The following is a 16,649-nucleotide window of genomic DNA, read 5'->3' on the forward strand; positions in this document are numbered from 1 at the left end:
GTTCGAGAATTAATGCGATGCGCAAAGGCTCAGTCTTCTCAAGTGTGAGCGAACGCAGGAAAGCTTTTTTCCAGCAGCTCAAGTGCCCCATCCATCTCCGGCCCCCGCCAATGGTCAAGTTCCTCCAGGTTCAGGGGTCCGCGTTGTAGCCTCAATCGCCCGAAAACCCCCGTTAAGGGTGTGAACGCCGTTCTAGCCGACACTCACACGAACTGGTCTTGACATGTTGGAAGGTGGGGTGAGAGTTCGCACTTCAAATCTGACCTCGAACTTTAACCGCTGTAGTACTCGCTGAGCTCGGTTTAAGCTGGTAAAGCAGTAGGGAAAGTTCGCAGTACTAACATTCTGCGAACTTTATCTTAAACGACGAAGTTTGCTCAACTGACAGCGGACATAGTTATTATCCACTCAGCTCTTTTACGCCAACTCTTCTTCGGTTGGCGCTTGAAAAGTCTGCATCCACTCCAGCAGTTTCGATGCGGGGATCTGAAATGTTCCCTCTGGATGCCGCGCATTTCTGTCCTCAAGCCGTGCGAGCAACACGTCCTGGGGCACGTCCAAGAAATGTATGACGCTCTGAACATTTAATTCTGTGGCTCGACTTCGGTAGTCTTCACGCTCGCTTTTGCCCCAGAAGCCGAAATCGAGAATTACATTGATTCCAAGCTGTAAAGCTCGGGCAGCGACATCCCACATCACGTCTTCAATTAGCCTGTGCCGCGCGTCGTGTTCCGGGTGCACGAACTCCAGAGTAAAATCCTGGCCGAAGAGGCGAATGTGCCATTCGTCCAGCGTGAGCCGCAGCGCAGATTGATCAAGTTCGAGTCTCTTTGAGTAGGTCGTTTTGCCTGCACAGGGAAGCCCAACAATCAAGTGTAAGATTGCCATCCGTGTTCACCTCGTATGTCCAAGACAGAAGGGGTCTGACTAACTGCGCTGAAAACGTCAAACGAATCCATGCAGTCAGTGGTGACGAGTCTCCAGATCAAACGACGGTGGCGGTTGGCACAGCCTGACCCTATCACCGTGTCGATTGCTATGTGCCAAGGTGATTCCTACAACGGATGAGGCATACACGTGTGGCGGGAGTGGTTCAGGCAAAAGACGTGGAACTGCTGGACGAGGCATTGATGCTGCCCATGGCCCTCCTTCAACCCTTTTGGGTGTTATCGCATCGAGATGCGCTTTGAGACTGACCACGACAGGCTGAACACCCTTAACGGGGGTTTTCGGGCGATTGAGGCTATAACGCGGGGTCACGCTTCATCAAGCCCACGCGACTGTTCTTTGCTTCGATACTCAGCAACCGGGCTGGATGGGTGCCGGACGCTACCTGAAAGCTGAAGTTGCTGACGACCTCCGACCACGGGACTCGGCGCACCTCCTGCCCCGTGCGTTCATCGAGCGCCACGAGAAACCGAGCGGATCGGGGCGGCTGGACATCGTCGAACCGCTGGGGCAAGGCTTGCTCGTAGGCCACCACACACAGCCGCCCTTCCCCAGCAGCGACGGGCTGGCAGTTCACGGTGAGTAGATTGCCCTGCCAGGAGCCGTTCAGAGCGGCGGGGCCATCCGGGATCTTAAGGAGTTCCGGCGGTGGGCCCGGGCAGGCGGTGAGCAGGGACAGGCAGGCTGTCAAGGTGAGGAGCAACCGCTTCGTGTTCTGACCATAGCAGCCGGCTTCAGGCCGCTCTGCCGCACATGCAGGCGCTCAGAACAGTCCGACCCATTCCCCTGCTTCGGCGTGTTTGAAGCTGCACTACTCTGAGTCGCCCTTCGCTAGGAGAGGCTGAGTTCACCGGCTTGCCAGTGCTTGCAGCAGAAAGTTGTCATCCTGAGCTATGCGACTTCCCTCCATGTCCAGCCTCCACCGAATCGCTGTGGCCCTGCTGCTTAGTCTGGCTCCTTCCGCCGCTCTCGCGACTGACCTCCGCATCTACCCCGCATTTACAGAAGTGCAGCAGCCTGCCAGCCAGACCCTCACCTTTCCCTTCGCCCAGTGGCGCTGGATTCAGCCCAGCAGCTTCTCGGTCATGGGCCCCACTCCACCGACCCTCTCCTGGCAACCAGCGGAACTTGACTGGCTGCGCACCCAGGAAGGTCAGCAGGTGAGTTGGATGCAGGCCGGTCAACCCGCTGTTCAGGCTGTTCTGAGCCGGGCCGACGATCTGCTGATCCAGTTGAGCACAGGGGAATACATCAACGTCCAGCGCAATGAATTGGCGTTCAGCGAGAAGCCCCCAGTTCAGGGGGGCATGACCCTGCGGCTGGGCAGCGTAAATCCGGCGAAGAGTTCCACCCTGATCTACCGCACGCAGGCGCTGTTCTGGACACCACGCTATGAACTGACCTTGAACGGCTCGGCGGCGAATCTGGCGGCGTTGGCGCAGATCACCAACCAGAGTGACCAGGTATTCACCGCAGGAAAGGTGGATCTGTTCGGCGGCAGCGTGCAGCAGCAGAACCAGGCGTTTCCCGCGCCGGTCATGGCCAACGCCGGCACCGTCTCTTCAACGAATGTCGGGGGCGGAACCTTCGCATTGCCTACCATCCCGGGCGCTGGGAATCAGGTTCGCAGTGTGGGCGAGGTGCGGGGGTTGCAACGCTACGCCCTGCCCGGTGGCCTCACGCTGGGCCGAGGTGAAGGCCGCACCCTGCCGTTCTTGAAGCCGCAGGTCAAAGATTTTCTCCGCTACGCTTATGTCCAGGCATATTTCGACGCCCAGAACCGCTCCGGACAGGCGAGCCGCCGGTATAAGTTCACGTCTTCCCAGTCGTTGCCTACGGGGGTGGTCGATGTGCGTGAAAACGGCGTGCTGGTGGGCAGTTTGCAGCTTCCTGCTGTCCAGGCGGGCAAAGCGGTTGACCTGGATCTGGGAACGGATGCTGAACTCCGGTACGAAAAGACCGTGAAGCGCACGGGAATCGAAAAAGACGCCAAAGGTCAGGTGCTGAGCACGACCTCCCAGGTGACGTACCTCTTTGTCAGCACGAAGACAGCAGCCACACAGGTGAACGTGCGGGAACAAGTGTATGGGCGCAGCGTCTCGGTCAATGGACAGGCCGTACAGAACGGGCAGGTCATCGTGTACCGGCAGGTGAATGTGCCCGCGGGGGGCAAGGCCAGTCTGACTTTCAAACTCAAACTCGTGAATTGAACGCGGAGAGGGGCAATGGCGAACCGGGTGTCTGCCCTTATTCGCGTTTTGACCGATGGCTCAGGAACACGCTGAGGCCGACCACGCATTCCACCCCTTCGCAGGAAGCACTTCCCTTTCTCCTTCGATTAGAAGTGGCGCTCCACATCGGAACCGCTAGACTCCCTACTGTGCCTCAAGACCTCACCATCGCGGTACTCACGGACGTCCACGGCAATGCTCAGGCTGCTGAAGCGGTCATCACAGACATCTACCGTTGCCAGCCAGACCTGATCGTTAATCTCGGTGATCAGGTCTGGGGCCAGGCCAATCCAGAACAGGCGCTTGCCTTGCAGCGGGCCTTAGGTGCCGTGGAGGTGCGAGGCAACAACGACGAGCGGCTCATGCTTCCTCTCGACCAACTGAGCCTGGCCCATCTTCGACTTCAAGGCTGGTTGGCGGAGCGACTCCCCCTCTCTGAGCGGATTCGCCTGGCCAACTTGCCCCTGACCGCCTTGATCGCAGAAGGGACAGTGCTGGCCGCTCACGGTACACCGGCCTCCCCCTGGGACAGTCTGATTTTGGGTTGGGATGGCCAGACCTACTGGCACCGCACAGAGCAAGAGATTCAGGATCGGCTGCACGTGGCGGATCAGGTCGAGGTGGTGTTGGTCGGCCATATGCACCGGGCCGCAGTGCGGGAGTTGGAGGGACGGCTGTTGGTCAGTGTAGGTGCAGTGTCGTATCAGAACGATGGGGATCCGCGGGCCAGATGGGCGCTGCTCACACGACGACAGGGCAGATGGGCGGTAGAGCAGCGGCAGGTGGCCTATGATCATCAAGCCGCCGCGACCTGGCTACTGTCCAACCAACCTGTGGATCCGAGTGAAGCGCAATTGCACCTCCAATCGGTGACCGACTTTTTTCAGTGAGCTAGAAGCGTTGTGCCGATTTCGAATAGTTCGTGCGGAGTCTGAGTTGCTGGAGCACAGGCCGCGCTTGGAAAGGCAAGTGTTCCAGTAAGGCCATGCCCGGGAGGTAGCCGGTGTCCATTTCATAGTTCAAGATTTGAAGGCACTGACCACGGGACCAAGTGATGTCTTCGTTCTTGAGAGCCAGTCGAAGGTCTAGAGCGCGCTGAGCGTAAGCCACAGAAGATTTTTCCTCTCATAAGAGGATTTAGATAGGAGAAAACAGCACGACAAAGACAGATAACATGCCGACTTGATTCGGGCAAGAAGGAGCGATAAGTGACGCTAACGAATGACAAGACCAGTACGTACAGATTCCTGAGTGACTTGGAGAATGACGGCTATTTCCCACTCCAGCTCGTGGCCAAGGGAAAACTCATCCTTCAAGACCTTTGCTTCCAGATTGAAGCGGAACGCCCACAAACATCTGAGCAGCTGATTGAACTGACCCAGGCCGCGACGGAGCAGTTCAACCAACTCGAGACTGAATTTGAAGCGCACGGCAGCGCACTTGAGACGGTCGCCCGGGAGAACATCGCGCAGGATATTGACTTCATCGCGCAGGCCTACGGCTTCCAAGAGGACGTCGAAGAGTTGATCGCAAATCGCGAGTGGTGATGGTGTTCCGTTGAGGGAAACGATCCAGGCAGCATGACGCCCATCCTGCGGTGTGTGGAGGAGGCAGCGGCTGAAGGGCCGCAAGGATGAGCCTCCCCATCCCCTTCCCTCTTTCGGCGGATGACCCGAGATCCCTTCCTGAGTACGCTGAGTCATGCGTCCTCTCAAATGGTTAGCTTGGTCAGTCCTGCTGAGTGGTGGGGCTGCGGGCCTTCCTGCAGAATTTCCCTGGTCAAGCGGCTATTTAGAGGTCGGCCCCAGCTTTGCCCACCCCCTGTTGTTCCAGCAAGACTTCCAGGCCCCTGGCCCACCCCTTGCGGGCTGGAGCCGAGTGCCGCTTCCACTGACGCCCCAGGTGGTGTGGGCCGCTCAACCGGGGGTGCGTGTCGGTACCGCTTCACTCGTTCCTGGTCTGCCCCAGCAGGTGAGTCGCACCTGGCAAGTCCCGGTTGCGTTGACCCTCCCCGTCAGTGCGCCGGCGATCGTGGATCTGGGGCCCGGCCTGCGAGGGCCAGGGGCCGTCGCCGTCCATCCCGGCTTGTCGGTGCCGACCCGCTTCCCACCGGGTCAAGTGTTTCTGCGGGTGTCTCTGGACGCCAACTACCGACAGGGAGGGCATTCACTGTCTGTCCCTCAATTGAATGGGCGGGTCTTGACCCTCCAGCGGCTGGAAGCAGGCCGCGCGCTGTTCACCGTGGCCGGTCTCGGCGAAGTTGAACGATTGGGCTCACCCAGCCGGGGCTTTCCCGATCTGGCCCCCTTGATTCCTGATCCGGAGTTGGCCACCTTGAAACGCACCTATGAAGGCCATGACGTCTGGGGCTATGGCGGTCTGAGCACCAGTTGTGCGCCCTCGGAGCAAGCCGGAGTGGGCGTTGAAGGGCCCCACACCCAAGCGCTCCGCGTGCAGCGGGTCGCCCGCCTGGGAACCCCATTGTCGCTCAATGTTCAGGGCGGCTTCGGCAGTGAACTGGGACATGGGGCTGACGCCGTGACATTGACGCCCTTGGTGTTCCTCCTAGATGCGGCTCCGTTCCAATCGGATGGGTCGTTTGGGTTCTCCAGTTCGCCCAATCAGCCGGACGTCTCGGAGGAGGAGCTGCTGGCGCAGATCGAGACGGCCCAGTCGCCGGGGGTGTGTGGCTCGACGGTGCCGATCTTCCTGATGGACACCTGGGCGGTGCCACGGGTCTTCAGCCGCACGCCTCCCACTGCACAAGTGCCAGTGAAGATGCCCGAAGACCCTACCGGGCTAACCCGCTGGCAGTACGCCTGGCTGGCGGGCTTTCCCAGCAGCACCTTCGGCAGTCTCAGTGAGCTGCTGCGGCTCTCGGAATGGCAGTATCGCAACATCCCTTTTCCGGCCCGCGTGAGCTTTGATGCTGGCGGGAAGGTCAAGCAGGTCGAAGTGCCCCGCTTGCCTTGAGCGGAAGCACTCAATGACCAATCAACACTTGGGATGAGCCTACCCAAGGGCCTTAGCCCTAGGCTGGGAGCCTGAAAGTCGGGTCATTGGCCATCTGGGACTGTGGTTGACCGGAAGGCGCAGCGAAGTGGCGGGAGTTGGCTGGGCCGTGCATCCAGGCGCTTATAACAGCTCTTGAACGTCCATTCGACTGCTGTTCCACCCCGCCGAAGGATCAGAAGGTCGACATCACCTTTAAGCAGTGCTTCCTCTCCGTACCTGCACCGGTCAGCAGCTGTCTCAGGGAACTCTCTTGCCTTCCCGGCTCCGCCCTCATGCCCCTTGCCGCTCTTCTCCTGCGCCCTGGCTCAGAAACTGACCCCGACGATGCGCCCAGACCAGCAACGCCACGCTCACCAGTGAAAACAGCAGCAGTGTGACCAGCGAGGCTTCAACGCCGTAGGCGCCGCCCGATAACCATTCCGGACCGCTGATCCGTCCCTGCAGGAAACCTTTAGCCGAATGACCTGAGGTGGTCATGGAAAAAATGGCGTCGGACATGGTGTTCCAGGCGAAGTGCATGCCGACCACGAGCCACAGGCGCCGCGTGACCATATAGGCCGCGCTGAAACACAGGCCAGCGACGATGGTCGCGCCAATGGCGATCAGTCCTGCGTTGGCGTTGGGAAGATGGGCCAGTCCGAACAGGAGGGCGGAGACGGGGAGGGCCACCCAACTTCCTAGGGTACGTTCGAGATTTCGGAACAGGATCCCCCGGAACAAGATTTCTTCGAACAACGCCACCAGGATCATCCCGGTGATCGGCGCCAGCACTGCACCCCAACCATTGTTCCCCGTCATCTGATAAGCACCCGTGGCGGCCAGTACGCCCATCACGGCGAGGAACAGTCCACCGCCCAGGAGCGTTCCGGCCCCAAGCTCACGGGCTGCGCGCTCCCCTGAAAAGGCGTCCATGGCACGCCGTTCGACGCGGTGCATGTAGAGCCAGTAACCGGCAACACACAGGAGCGCGGCCAGCAGTTGCGGCCAATATCCGCGCAATGGTTCGGGGACGAAGTGCTGGGCGAGGAACATGGTCAAGACCACGGGCAGGGTGACGGCGAGTATCCCCAAGACGATGCGGATGAGGATAAAGCGGTGCCAGGTGCGGGGTGCAGGTGAGGTGCTGACCGGTGAAACGTTGATGGTGTTCATGGTGCCTCCATGGAGTAAGCGGGGAGCGGGGTGGTGGCAAAACCTTGCCTTGCTGTTCTTCGCCCTTAGGTGCTGTGCCCACCGCGTGGCGTGATGAGGACGGGCAGGCGCACCGTGAACTGCACGGGCCGCCACACGACGCCCCGGCGCCACCAGGGCAGGGGAACGGGACGCTCCCGAACCAAGCGTGCGGTGGTGGCTTCTTCAAGGAACTTCACGTGACGGTCAAGGGCAGCCTGAAAACGTTCTTCTAAAAACATAGGTACCTCCGCAGCGGGTTGTAGAACCAGCCGAGCATGTGAGTGGATTGAGGCGCAGGAAGCGTCAGGTGTTGTGGAGGCTCCCGGTGAAACTCATCACGATGAACGTGCTTTCCTTTGCGCTGGGGGCGTCGTCCTCTGCAGCAAGTTCCGTCAGCAGGCAGTCAAGGGCCGCCTGAACTTTCTGGTACTGCTCGGGTGTGACACGGACGGTGCGCAGGCGCATGGCGGGAGGATGCGGCCCTTCAGGGATTTCGACAGGGGTCTCATTCGGATCTCCCTGTTCGCGTCCGTCCAGTTGAACCGTGAGGAAGGAGCCGTCGCCGGCGGGGGTCTGGGGGTCACGCCGGGCCTGCCACTCCAAAATGGCGTGCGCGTAGGCCGTGGTGATGTCCCGCATCACGGGCTCGATCAGCGTGAGGGGCTCATCCAGCCGGACAAGCACGCGCGGGACATGGAATGTCTGGGCGACCACCTGATAGAGGACGCGTTTGCCTTGATGGCCAGCGACGCGCAACAGGCCGGCATCGGCGAGCTTGCGGACATGGTAGGCGACGCGGTTGGCCGGTTCTGCGAGGGCGTGTGCGGCTTGGCTGGACGTGCTGGGGTGCAGGAACTGTTCTAACAGCCGTGCCCCGTACGTGAAGTCCAACAGCGCTTCAGCCTGTGCGGGCGTCCTCACTTGGAAGGCAGTGGTCTGGGGAACGGTCATGCCCGCATTGTGCCGTTCTCAAATTTCAATTGAAACCAGATATTCTGAAAAACTCACCAGCGCCCGAGTCGGCACGCGTGTCCCTCTTTCCCTTGTCCCACACAACTCAAATATGACTTCTCTTGATCGCGGCAGAGCTTTGGGTTGGATTCGTACAGTCCTTCTCACTCAAGTCTTCCATTGACGAAGCCAGTCTGAACTCAGTGGCAAATCATTGGATTGATAGCATCGTGCCTGAACATGAAGGAGAACGCCTCTGTCACCTACCACACTCCTGATGCCTCTCGGAACTGCCGATCAACTTTCCGAAACCAGCACAGGAATCCTCTCTGAAACCCGAGGCAAAGGGACGATCCGACATGACACCCACTGACCCTAGCTCTCCCGCCACCACGTTGCCCCGAGTCAACCGGAACGGGCCTCCTGCGTTGCTGCGCAGCTGCCTGGAAAGCCACCCCGCCGTCACGCTGTCCCACTCCAAAAGCACCCGTGAAGACTTTTATAAGGATGTCCGTTTCAGCGCCGTCCTGGTGTTCGTCGGCTACGGCTTCCTTGGGTTGATGGGCCTCGCTTTCCTGGTGGCTTTCCTCAACCTGGATCTGAACCGCCCCGGAGGACTGCTCTTCCTGGTGGTGCTCTCCCTAATCGGTACTGGGCACTACGTGTACCGCAAGGTGTTCGAAACGCCCTACAACGCTGAGGAACGTTGGGTCTGGCTGGATTTCGAGACACGGGAACTGCGGCACTCCATTGACCAATCTGGACGGATCCCCAGGGCCTGGACTGAACGCAGACACTTCGATGGGCTGAGCCTGGCGCTGGAATCCCCCGCTCGGGAGAACAGCGATGATCCCCGCGAGTACGAGGTCTACCTGACGCGCCACAACACGGCGGAGGAGACACTGCGTCCCGACTGGCAGCGCCCGGTTCTGGAGCACCAGCAGAAGTTGTACTTCACTTCTTCTCTGGAAGATGCGCTGGAAGTGATCCTGCTCTACCAGCGGCTGACTGGCTGTCCCACGTGGGACATCACGCAGTCCCCCGGCGTCCGTATCAAGGCACCACAGATGACGCCTCTCTCTAATGTAGGCGTCCAGAAACGCCCCCGAAAGGCAAAGGCAGCGCAGCAGACATCGGAGTAAGAGCGAATCCACGCGGCTCCATCTGAGGGAAGACCGTCGATGCGTGCCTCTGCCCGAAACGTCCCCCGCTATTGAAAGCAGGGCACGGCCCAGCTCTTACCAGCCCGCGAGTGCGTCATCGAGAGCTTGATCACTCCATTTGGCGTAGACGCGGGTGGTTTCGATACTGCTGTGGCCGAGGTGCCGGGCGGCGTACTCGAGGCTGCCGGTTTGCCGAACGAGGCGTGTACCCGCGTAATGGCGGAAAGCGTGCCAGCCCCTGTAGCGCGTCTCGGCCCGCTTGGCGATGACTTGTAGGCGTTGGCGAGCGGCGGTCTGCGTGCCACCGATGACAAGGCCTTCTCGGGGCAAGACTTGCAGGGCGGTGATCAGGGTGCGGGTCAAGGTCACGCGGCGGGTTTTGCCACCTTTGCCGTGCTGAACGGTCAGGACTCCGGCGGGCAGGTCAACATCATTCCAGGTCAACATCAACGCTTCTTCAATTCGCAAACCGCCGTGGGCGCAGAGGAGAATGAGGGCCTGATCGCGGGGAGCGGCCATTTTGAGCAGGGCTTGGACTTCGTGGTCGGTGTAGGGCTGCCGCTTGTCCCAGGGGGCGGTTTTGTCTTGCACGGGTTTTGCATCACTGAAGGGATCGAGGGCGGTGGCGCCAGCCCAACGGAGGGCGCGAAAGAGGGCCCGGGCGGCAGCCAGCTGAACGCGGATGCTGGAAGGGGACAAGCCTGTGACTTCCAGTGACCGTATATATAAGGAGCCAGCGTCCCGTTCGGGTCGAATGAGGCTGAAGCCAGTCCGATCAGCATGCTGAAGCAGTTTGCCAATCCCTTCCCGGTAAGCACGGGCTGTTCGAGCAGACAAGCCCGCGCCTGCGGAGCCATATAAAGAGGTGTGGGCTTCGGTCAGGGACCAGAGCATTGCAGCATCCAACTGTTGAGCGGCGACGATGGCTCGGCGGCGACGTTCCTCAGACGTCAGGTCAGTCCAGCCTCGGGCGGAGGCGAGCGCATCTCCTTGGAAGCGAACGAGAGCGCGACTGGGATCAGAGGTCGTCATCTACCTCATCAGAATAGCTTATGCTAACACCCCTTAGCACAAGGGGAGGAGAGTTAGCTGTTGGGACTGCTAATTCTGAGGCAGCGGCAGGAGAGCTTCGACTTCAATGCTCGGCGTTCACATACGCGCGCGACGAGACGCTTCCCTAATGCACCTGTCTCGTCTGACTAGCTGAAATCCTAGTCAGACGAGACAGGTGCCGATTCCACGCGGACTATGGATCCCTAGGACTTGTCCTCGAACATCGTGGTCGTGCCTGCTGTTTTCAGGATCCGAACGCACTCCCGTGCGGAGAGGTCTTGCTCATCGTCCACGTGCTTGAGTGCAAGTGCGGCCTGCGGGGCTTACGCCGCAAGCTCCTGAACGCCTGGCAGGCGCACACCAACATCTGGAAGACTGGAGTGGTCTCAATCTTGGCTCTGCTCCGCTGATCTTGCAGCACAACAAGATCCAACAGAAAGGGGGTGAAATAGCCTCGCCTCCGACGTGGTGTTGTAGGCAAGCAGGACTAATCAATTTTCTGCAGCCTGACAAAATCTCACCATAATTGGCAAGGTTCTCTGGGTATTCAAGAAGTACTGTCCGCCCCGACAGCATTTATGCGTACGATGACTCAGTAGCTCCTATACCATTGAGCATGACGCTAGTGATGAATGTGTGCCGGGGTCGTCGTTTGATCCCATGCCCTTTGCTGCGCTGGAATCCTGTGCACGATCAAGCGACCGTTATGGAAGATGGAAAACAGGTCGAAGTCCGTCTCAGTGAACACCTGCCATTCTCGAAAGCCGCCTGTCTACAAATCAAAAATAAACCTCAAATGCTCTCGCTACAACAAGCAAAAGCTCTACTGCGGGCAGCCGCACAGCTGAAGCTTCAGGCTCCATGGAGCGGCCAAGTGACGAAGGCTTACCGCGAAATGCTCAAGGCCATCGCAAACCATCACCAGCTCCCGGTGGTTCAATCGCCAGCACCACAGCCACTCGCACCCTCTACGCCGAAAAAAAATCATCCTCCCATTCACAAACAGCCTGCTACTCCTCAACCTAAAACAACGTCTTCTGCTCGCTTGACGCCTTACCAAACCATGCGCGCTGCGGAAAATGAAAAAAAGCAAAAACGGCGTGAAAATGAGGAGCGGCTCGAAAACGAGATGCGCTTGCGCGAGCGGCGTGCACAGCAACTGGAGGCTCTTCGCTTGCAGAAGATACGCCAGAGGCAGGACGGGAAACGCGCCCAGTCAGTTCAGGATGACCGAGAACAGCAGCGCCGTCAGCAAAACGCAGCCCAAGAGCAAGCCAAGGCAAAGCAGGATCAGCAATTGGCCGCTTGGCAAGCCATTCGAGAAGCCAGACAACAGGATCTCCGCTTGCCCCTGCTGTACAACAAAGTTCAGCTCATCACCCTCCCTGTCCCCATCCATTACAAGCCCGTCGGTGCGCAAACGTTCATTCATTGGCTTCCTGCGCGACTGGAATTGGAACTTGCCACGAAACATGGAACCCTGTTTGTACCGCTGGTCGTTCTCCTGAAAAATGATTCGGAACTTTGTCATCACATTCGCGCCGCTCAGCGAGGCATGAGCGATGAAGAGTGTTTTTCTCTCTTGCACTATTGTCTGGAGAGTAAAGACCTCCAGACCACTCCCCCCGTGCTGGAACTTCTTGAGTCGCTTTTTCGCCGCATTGAGAAAAAATCACGGGAGCAGGTGTTTTTGAAGGAGAAACTGCCTGAACTCACCCGTCAGCTCGATTGGCGTAGACGCCGCTGCGCTGAGACGTTTGGGCACCGATCACAGGAATTGGCGGCTCAAACTGCCAAACGTTCCGCCGCTCTGCTCAGTAAAGGCGAGAAACTCCGCGACAGAGCGGCAAAGGCCTCAAAAGTGTATAGGGCATCGGAATGGGGCAGTGAGTGGGATGGCGCAGGCCGCGGCGTCACGAATTACAACGCGTCTGAATACAAGTGACCGGTATTTTTCTAGCCACCCTGACCTCTGGAACGCTCCACGCTGAAAACAGTGGGGGAGACGACGTCTGAGCAGGCTGATACTGTGAGAACCCCAAATCTTCCCAGCGCAGCCCTTTGGCGACGTTGCTGCTGCGTACCATGTGGTAGGCCTCTGGCTGGCCCAAGAGGCGGCGTAGCGAGAAGCTGAGGCACGCCGTTTGGATGAGGCTGATCGATTGCAGCACGCCTCGCAAGCTCCCGACTCATGGATTACGGTCTTTACTCCTCAGTCGGCCAGCTACCGGGCACCGATCCACGTCACCGTACAGGGGTACGGTTGCTGGTTCATCCCGGTCAACTGCCCCCACGGGTTCTGAGTGAAACGGCGTCTGGACGCTACGTTTTCCAGCACTATGCCCTGCGATTCATCTCGGCTTCGGGCAGAGAAGAGTACGCTGCTGGAAGGCTAGGAACACTCTTGGATCGGCTGCTCCTGGGCACTCTGCCAGTCGCCCCTGAAGCGGAGGAACTGCTAATGGAAGTGCGAGCCGTGTTGAGGCAGAGCGTTACCCCTACGGCGAGCCCAAGAGGAGCTGAAACACCTTGCCCTATCCAGCCGACCTTGTGAGGGTGAGCCCCTTTCCTTTCAGCCTTTGCATTAGGCAAGCTCTAGACTGACGGCAATGACGCTGTTCGACTCTCCTCTATCCACGCCGCCTGCTCCAGCGGACCAATCCGAAATCAATGCCATTCTCTGGCGGGCCTGCGACACCTTCCGGGGCACGGTCGACCCCAGCGAATACAAGAATTACCTGCTCACCATGCTGTTCGTAAAGTACGTCAGCGACACTTGGCAGGATCACTATGATGAACTGAAAGCCGAATACGGGGACGACGAGGACCGCATCCGCCGCCGCCTGGAGCGCGACCGTTTCGTGATGCCCCCCGGCACCTTGTTCATGGATCTCTACCGCCAGCGCACAGCCGACAACATTGGCGAGATCATCGACCAGGCCCTGCTCGCCATCGAAGAAGCCAACAAGGGCAAACTCAACGGCGTCTTCCGCAACATCAGCTTCAACAGCGAATCAGCCCTGGGCCAGACGCGGGAACGCAATGTGCGATTGAAGAACCTGCTGGAAGACTTTCACCATCCCAAGCTTGACTTGCGCCCCAGCCGCATTGGGAATCTCGACATCATCGGCAACGCCTACGAGTACCTGATCTCACGCTTCGCTGCAGGGGCAGGCAAAAAAGCTGGCGAGTTCTACACGCCGCCCGAAGTCAGCGAGCTGATGGCCCGGATTGCCGATCCGCAACCCGGCGAGCGCGTGTATGACCCCACCTGTGGCAGTGCATCCCTCCTGATCAAGTGTGCCCAGTGGGTGCAGCGCCGGGGCAGCCGCAACTACGCGATTTATGGCCAAGAGCAGAACGGCTCCACCTACGCGCTGGCCCGCATGAACATGTTTCTGCACAATGTGGACGACGCCCGCATCGAATGGGGCGACACCATCCGCAATCCGCTGCACCTGGAGAACGACCGCCTGATGAAGTTCGAAGTGGTCGTGGCCAACCCACCCTTCAGCCTCGACAAGTGGGGCGCGGACGATGTGAGCACGGACCGTTACGGACGCTTTCACCGGGGCTTGCCGCCCAAGGGCAAGGGTGACTACGCCTTTATCACGCACATGATCGGCAGCCTGACTGAAACCAATTCACGTATGGTGGTTGTCGTGCCGCACGGGGTGCTGTTTCGCGGCGCTGCGGAAGGCAAGATTCGCCAGCAACTGATTGAAGAAGGTCTGCTGGACGCTGTGATCGGTCTGCCCACCAACCTGTTTTTCGGCACGGGCATTCCCGCCGCGCTGCTGGTATTTCGCCGGGGAGCAAAGCCGGACAACGTGCTGTTCATTGATGCCAGCCGGGATTTCGCTGCGGGGAAGAACCAGAACACGCTGCGGGAAGTCGATCTGGTGCGCATTGTGGACACCTACCGTGCCCGACAAGACGTGGATAAGTACGCCCGCGCTGTTCCCCTGTCTGAACTGGTGACCAACGACTACAACCTGAACATTCCACGCTATGTGGACACCAGTGAAGTCGGCGCAGAGATCGACGTGGCGGCCCTGCAACTGGAGATTGATGACCTTGAAGCCCAGTGGCAAGAGGCCCGGACGCGGATGCAAAAGCACTTGCAGGAGTTGGGACTGTGAGGAGAGAAGCGGACGATAATATTTTATCTAAATCTGAAAGTGGCTCAATGTTGGGTTCATCCAGTATTTGGGAAGAGCTGTATTTGGGGAACATTGCGAACATAGTTGTGGGTTATGTAGGAAATGTTAACAACTATTACACCGATATAGATGGAATTCCATTCTATAGAACCCAAAATGTTAGGTCTGGTAGGTTTTCTCATTTAAATTTAGAATATGTAACAAAAGAATTCCACATGAAGAATAAAAAATCGTCAATAAAAAATGGGGATATATTAATTGCTCGAGTCGGAGCAAATCTTGGCATGGTGGCCAAAGTAGATGGGTTGAAAGGAGAAGCCAACTCAGCGAACGTAATAATAATTCGCCCAAACAAAGATCTTGACTCAGACTACTGTTCTTTCTTTTTGAATTCAGCTTTTGGACAAAACCAAATTTTTGGGGGCGCAGTAGGTGGTGCACAAGGAGTGTTCAACACTGGCTCAGCACAAAAGATCAGAATTCCGCTCCCCCCCCTTCCTGAACAGCGCCGCATTGCTGCCATCCTCTCGCAATGGGATGATTCTCTGTCGATCCTCACCAAGTTGATAGAAGCCAAGCGCCAGCAAAAGCGCGGGCTGGCGGAGCAACTGCTGACGGGGAAACGGAGATTGAAGGGCTTTGGGGGGGAATGGCGAAAAGGCCAAATAAGTGATGTAGCGTCTGAATTCTCTGAACGTGGGCGTGACAAATCGCTAACTGTCCTTTCTTGTACCAAGCATTTTGGACTTGTGAAATCGTTGGAATACTTTGGGAAACAAATATTCAGTCAGGACACCTCTAATTATAAATTAGTAAAGCGTGGCATGATCGCCTATGCTACCAATCATTTAGATGAAGGATCCATTGGCTTGCAGGATTTAGAAGACTCAGCCGTCATCAGCCCGATGTATACTGTAATGCAGGTCAAGTCTAATTTTGATCAAAAGTTTCTATTTATGCTGCTGAAGACAGAAGAATATCGGTTGGTTTTCGCTTCTCGCACTTCTGCTTCTGTAGATCGTCGCGGGAGTCTCCGCTGGGGCGAATTTTCTAAGATTCCTTTACTGATCCCGCCCTTGCTTGTCGAACAACAAGCCATTGTCTCCATCCTCTCCACGCTGGATGAGGAGGTCAACACGCTCAATGCGCTCAAAGCCAAAGTGCAGGAGCAGAAGCGGGGGCTGATGGATCTGCTGCTGACGGGTAAAGTGCGGGTCAAAGTGGAGGAAGTGTGAGGTCAGAGGAAAACGTCGCTGACAAAAACCTCCAATTCTGGTTGCTCTGCAGCTACCAACGCCTGAGATGGCCACTCAGTTGACAGACTCTGCGTCCTCCCAGCCAGGATCTCCTTTGCCTATGCCTACCCCCGAGCTTGTTCTTCGGGGGAAAGAGCTCTTTGCAACTCAGGGCCGAACTACAGAAGCCGCGCTTCAGAGTCTGCTGCAAGCTTTCCCCGCCAACACCGTCACGGCAGAAATCCTGTTGAAAGTCGTGGTCATCAATCAGATCTACAGCACCGGAATTTTTGCGGTGCAGCCCGTTGCTGAGCGGATCCAAGCGGCCAACATCGATGCAGCTCTTCAGGTGGGCGATCCTAGCGTGGTCCACCACATTGATCGCTTGCAATTCATCACGGCGCAGGGCAAACAGATTGACCGCAGCATCTACTCGTTTGCTACGAAATACTGCGCTCTACATCAACCCCAGCATTACCCCATCTATGACGGACTGATCTCCAGCAAGTTGCTGGCGTACCAGAAGCAGGACAGCTTCAGCCCCGTCAACTTTAAGGACACTGATTTGCGGGACTACCTGACCTTCAAAGCGGTGGTGCTGCAATTTCAGGTGCACTACCACCTTACCGGGGTCTCGCTGCGGGACATCGATCAATTCCTGTGGACGCTCGGCAAAGGCTTGCTGCTTCCCCCCTCCCTACCTTCCACCTGAGGCCG

General features: G+C 58.0%; 15 protein-coding genes. 9 read left to right on the plus strand and 6 right to left on the minus strand.

The window, feature by feature from the left end; translation table 11 throughout:
* Window positions 1-417: 417 nt before the first annotated feature.
* Both F561_RS0117115 and F561_RS0117120 read right to left on the minus strand, forming a co-directional pair.
* Complete coding sequence (locus F561_RS0117115; protein ID WP_019011189.1) at window positions 418-888, minus strand: P-loop nucleotide/nucleoside kinase family protein; 471 nt, start codon at window positions 886-888, stop codon at window positions 418-420.
* A gap of 355 nt (window positions 889-1,243) precedes the next feature.
* Entirely contained in the window at window positions 1,244-1,525 is a 282-nt protein-coding gene (locus F561_RS0117120) for a hypothetical protein (protein WP_157451956.1), read from the minus strand.
* 316 nt (window positions 1,526-1,841) lie between these two features.
* Between F561_RS0117120 and F561_RS0117125 the strand changes: the two genes are divergently transcribed.
* The 4 genes from F561_RS0117125 to F561_RS0117145 all read left to right on the plus strand — a co-directional run bounded on the left by F561_RS0117125 (window position 1,842) and on the right by F561_RS0117145 (window position 6,152).
* The gene (locus F561_RS0117125; RefSeq protein WP_245556562.1) at window positions 1,842-3,158 is read left to right on the plus strand and encodes a hypothetical protein; all 1,317 of its coding nucleotides are present in this window, start codon (window positions 1,842-1,844) and stop codon (window positions 3,156-3,158) included.
* A gap of 170 nt (window positions 3,159-3,328) precedes the next feature.
* Window positions 3,329-4,069 (plus strand): metallophosphoesterase family protein, encoded by a 741-nt coding sequence (locus F561_RS0117130; protein WP_019011192.1) that lies wholly within the window; start codon window positions 3,329-3,331, stop codon window positions 4,067-4,069.
* A 318-nt stretch (window positions 4,070-4,387) separates the two neighbouring features.
* A complete protein-coding gene (locus tag F561_RS0117140) occupies window positions 4,388-4,726 on the plus strand; it encodes a DUF5713 family protein (RefSeq protein WP_019011194.1) in 339 nt (112 codons plus the stop codon).
* Window positions 4,727-4,880: 154 nt separating this feature from the next.
* Window positions 4,881-6,152, plus strand: coding sequence for a hypothetical protein (locus tag F561_RS0117145; protein ID WP_083922514.1), 1,272 nt, complete (start codon window positions 4,881-4,883; stop codon window positions 6,150-6,152).
* Between the two features lie 312 nt (window positions 6,153-6,464).
* Here the strand turns inward: F561_RS0117145 and F561_RS25825 are convergent, their stop codons facing one another.
* From F561_RS25825 to F561_RS0117160, 3 genes are all read right to left on the minus strand, one after another.
* Complete coding sequence (locus F561_RS25825) at window positions 6,465-7,346, minus strand: CPBP family intramembrane glutamic endopeptidase (protein ID WP_019011196.1); 882 nt, start codon at window positions 7,344-7,346, stop codon at window positions 6,465-6,467.
* Between the two features lie 65 nt (window positions 7,347-7,411).
* Window positions 7,412-7,606, minus strand: coding sequence for a hypothetical protein (locus F561_RS0117155; RefSeq protein WP_019011197.1), 195 nt, complete (start codon window positions 7,604-7,606; stop codon window positions 7,412-7,414).
* Between the two features lie 64 nt (window positions 7,607-7,670).
* The gene (locus F561_RS0117160; protein WP_019011198.1) at window positions 7,671-8,318 is read right to left on the minus strand and encodes a helix-turn-helix domain-containing protein; all 648 of its coding nucleotides are present in this window, start codon (window positions 8,316-8,318) and stop codon (window positions 7,671-7,673) included.
* 359 nt (window positions 8,319-8,677) lie between these two features.
* On the opposite strand from F561_RS0117160, the gene F561_RS0117165 reads away from it, so the two are divergent.
* A complete protein-coding gene (locus F561_RS0117165; protein ID WP_019011199.1) occupies window positions 8,678-9,460 on the plus strand; it encodes a hypothetical protein in 783 nt (260 codons plus the stop codon).
* A gap of 96 nt (window positions 9,461-9,556) precedes the next feature.
* Here F561_RS0117165 and F561_RS30545 read toward each other — a convergent pair whose 3' ends face one another.
* On the minus strand, window positions 9,557-10,513 hold the full coding sequence (locus F561_RS30545; RefSeq protein ID WP_026299011.1) for a tyrosine-type recombinase/integrase: 957 nt from the start codon (window positions 10,511-10,513) through the stop codon (window positions 9,557-9,559).
* A gap of 637 nt (window positions 10,514-11,150) precedes the next feature.
* On the opposite strand from F561_RS30545, the gene F561_RS28985 reads away from it, so the two are divergent.
* The 4 genes from F561_RS28985 (at window position 11,151) to F561_RS25830 (ending at window position 16,644) form a co-directional block, all read left to right on the plus strand.
* Window positions 11,151-12,479, plus strand: coding sequence for a hypothetical protein (locus tag F561_RS28985; protein WP_157451957.1), 1,329 nt, complete (start codon window positions 11,151-11,153; stop codon window positions 12,477-12,479).
* A 664-nt stretch (window positions 12,480-13,143) separates the two neighbouring features.
* Window positions 13,144-14,676: a type I restriction-modification system subunit M gene (locus tag F561_RS0117190; RefSeq protein WP_019011204.1), complete on the plus strand. Its 1,533-nt coding sequence runs from the start codon at window positions 13,144-13,146 to the stop codon at window positions 14,674-14,676.
* The gene (locus tag F561_RS0117195) at window positions 14,673-15,932 is read left to right on the plus strand and encodes a restriction endonuclease subunit S (RefSeq protein ID WP_157451958.1); all 1,260 of its coding nucleotides are present in this window, start codon (window positions 14,673-14,675) and stop codon (window positions 15,930-15,932) included. The genes F561_RS0117190 and F561_RS0117195 overlap by 4 nt, the downstream gene beginning before the upstream one ends.
* A gap of 121 nt (window positions 15,933-16,053) precedes the next feature.
* The gene (locus tag F561_RS25830; protein ID WP_019011206.1) at window positions 16,054-16,644 is read left to right on the plus strand and encodes a hypothetical protein; all 591 of its coding nucleotides are present in this window, start codon (window positions 16,054-16,056) and stop codon (window positions 16,642-16,644) included.
* Window positions 16,645-16,649: the final 5 nt, after the last annotated feature.

The organism is Deinococcus aquatilis DSM 23025, from assembly GCF_000378445.1.
Classification (GTDB): Bacteria; Deinococcota; Deinococci; order Deinococcales; family Deinococcaceae; genus Deinococcus; species Deinococcus aquatilis.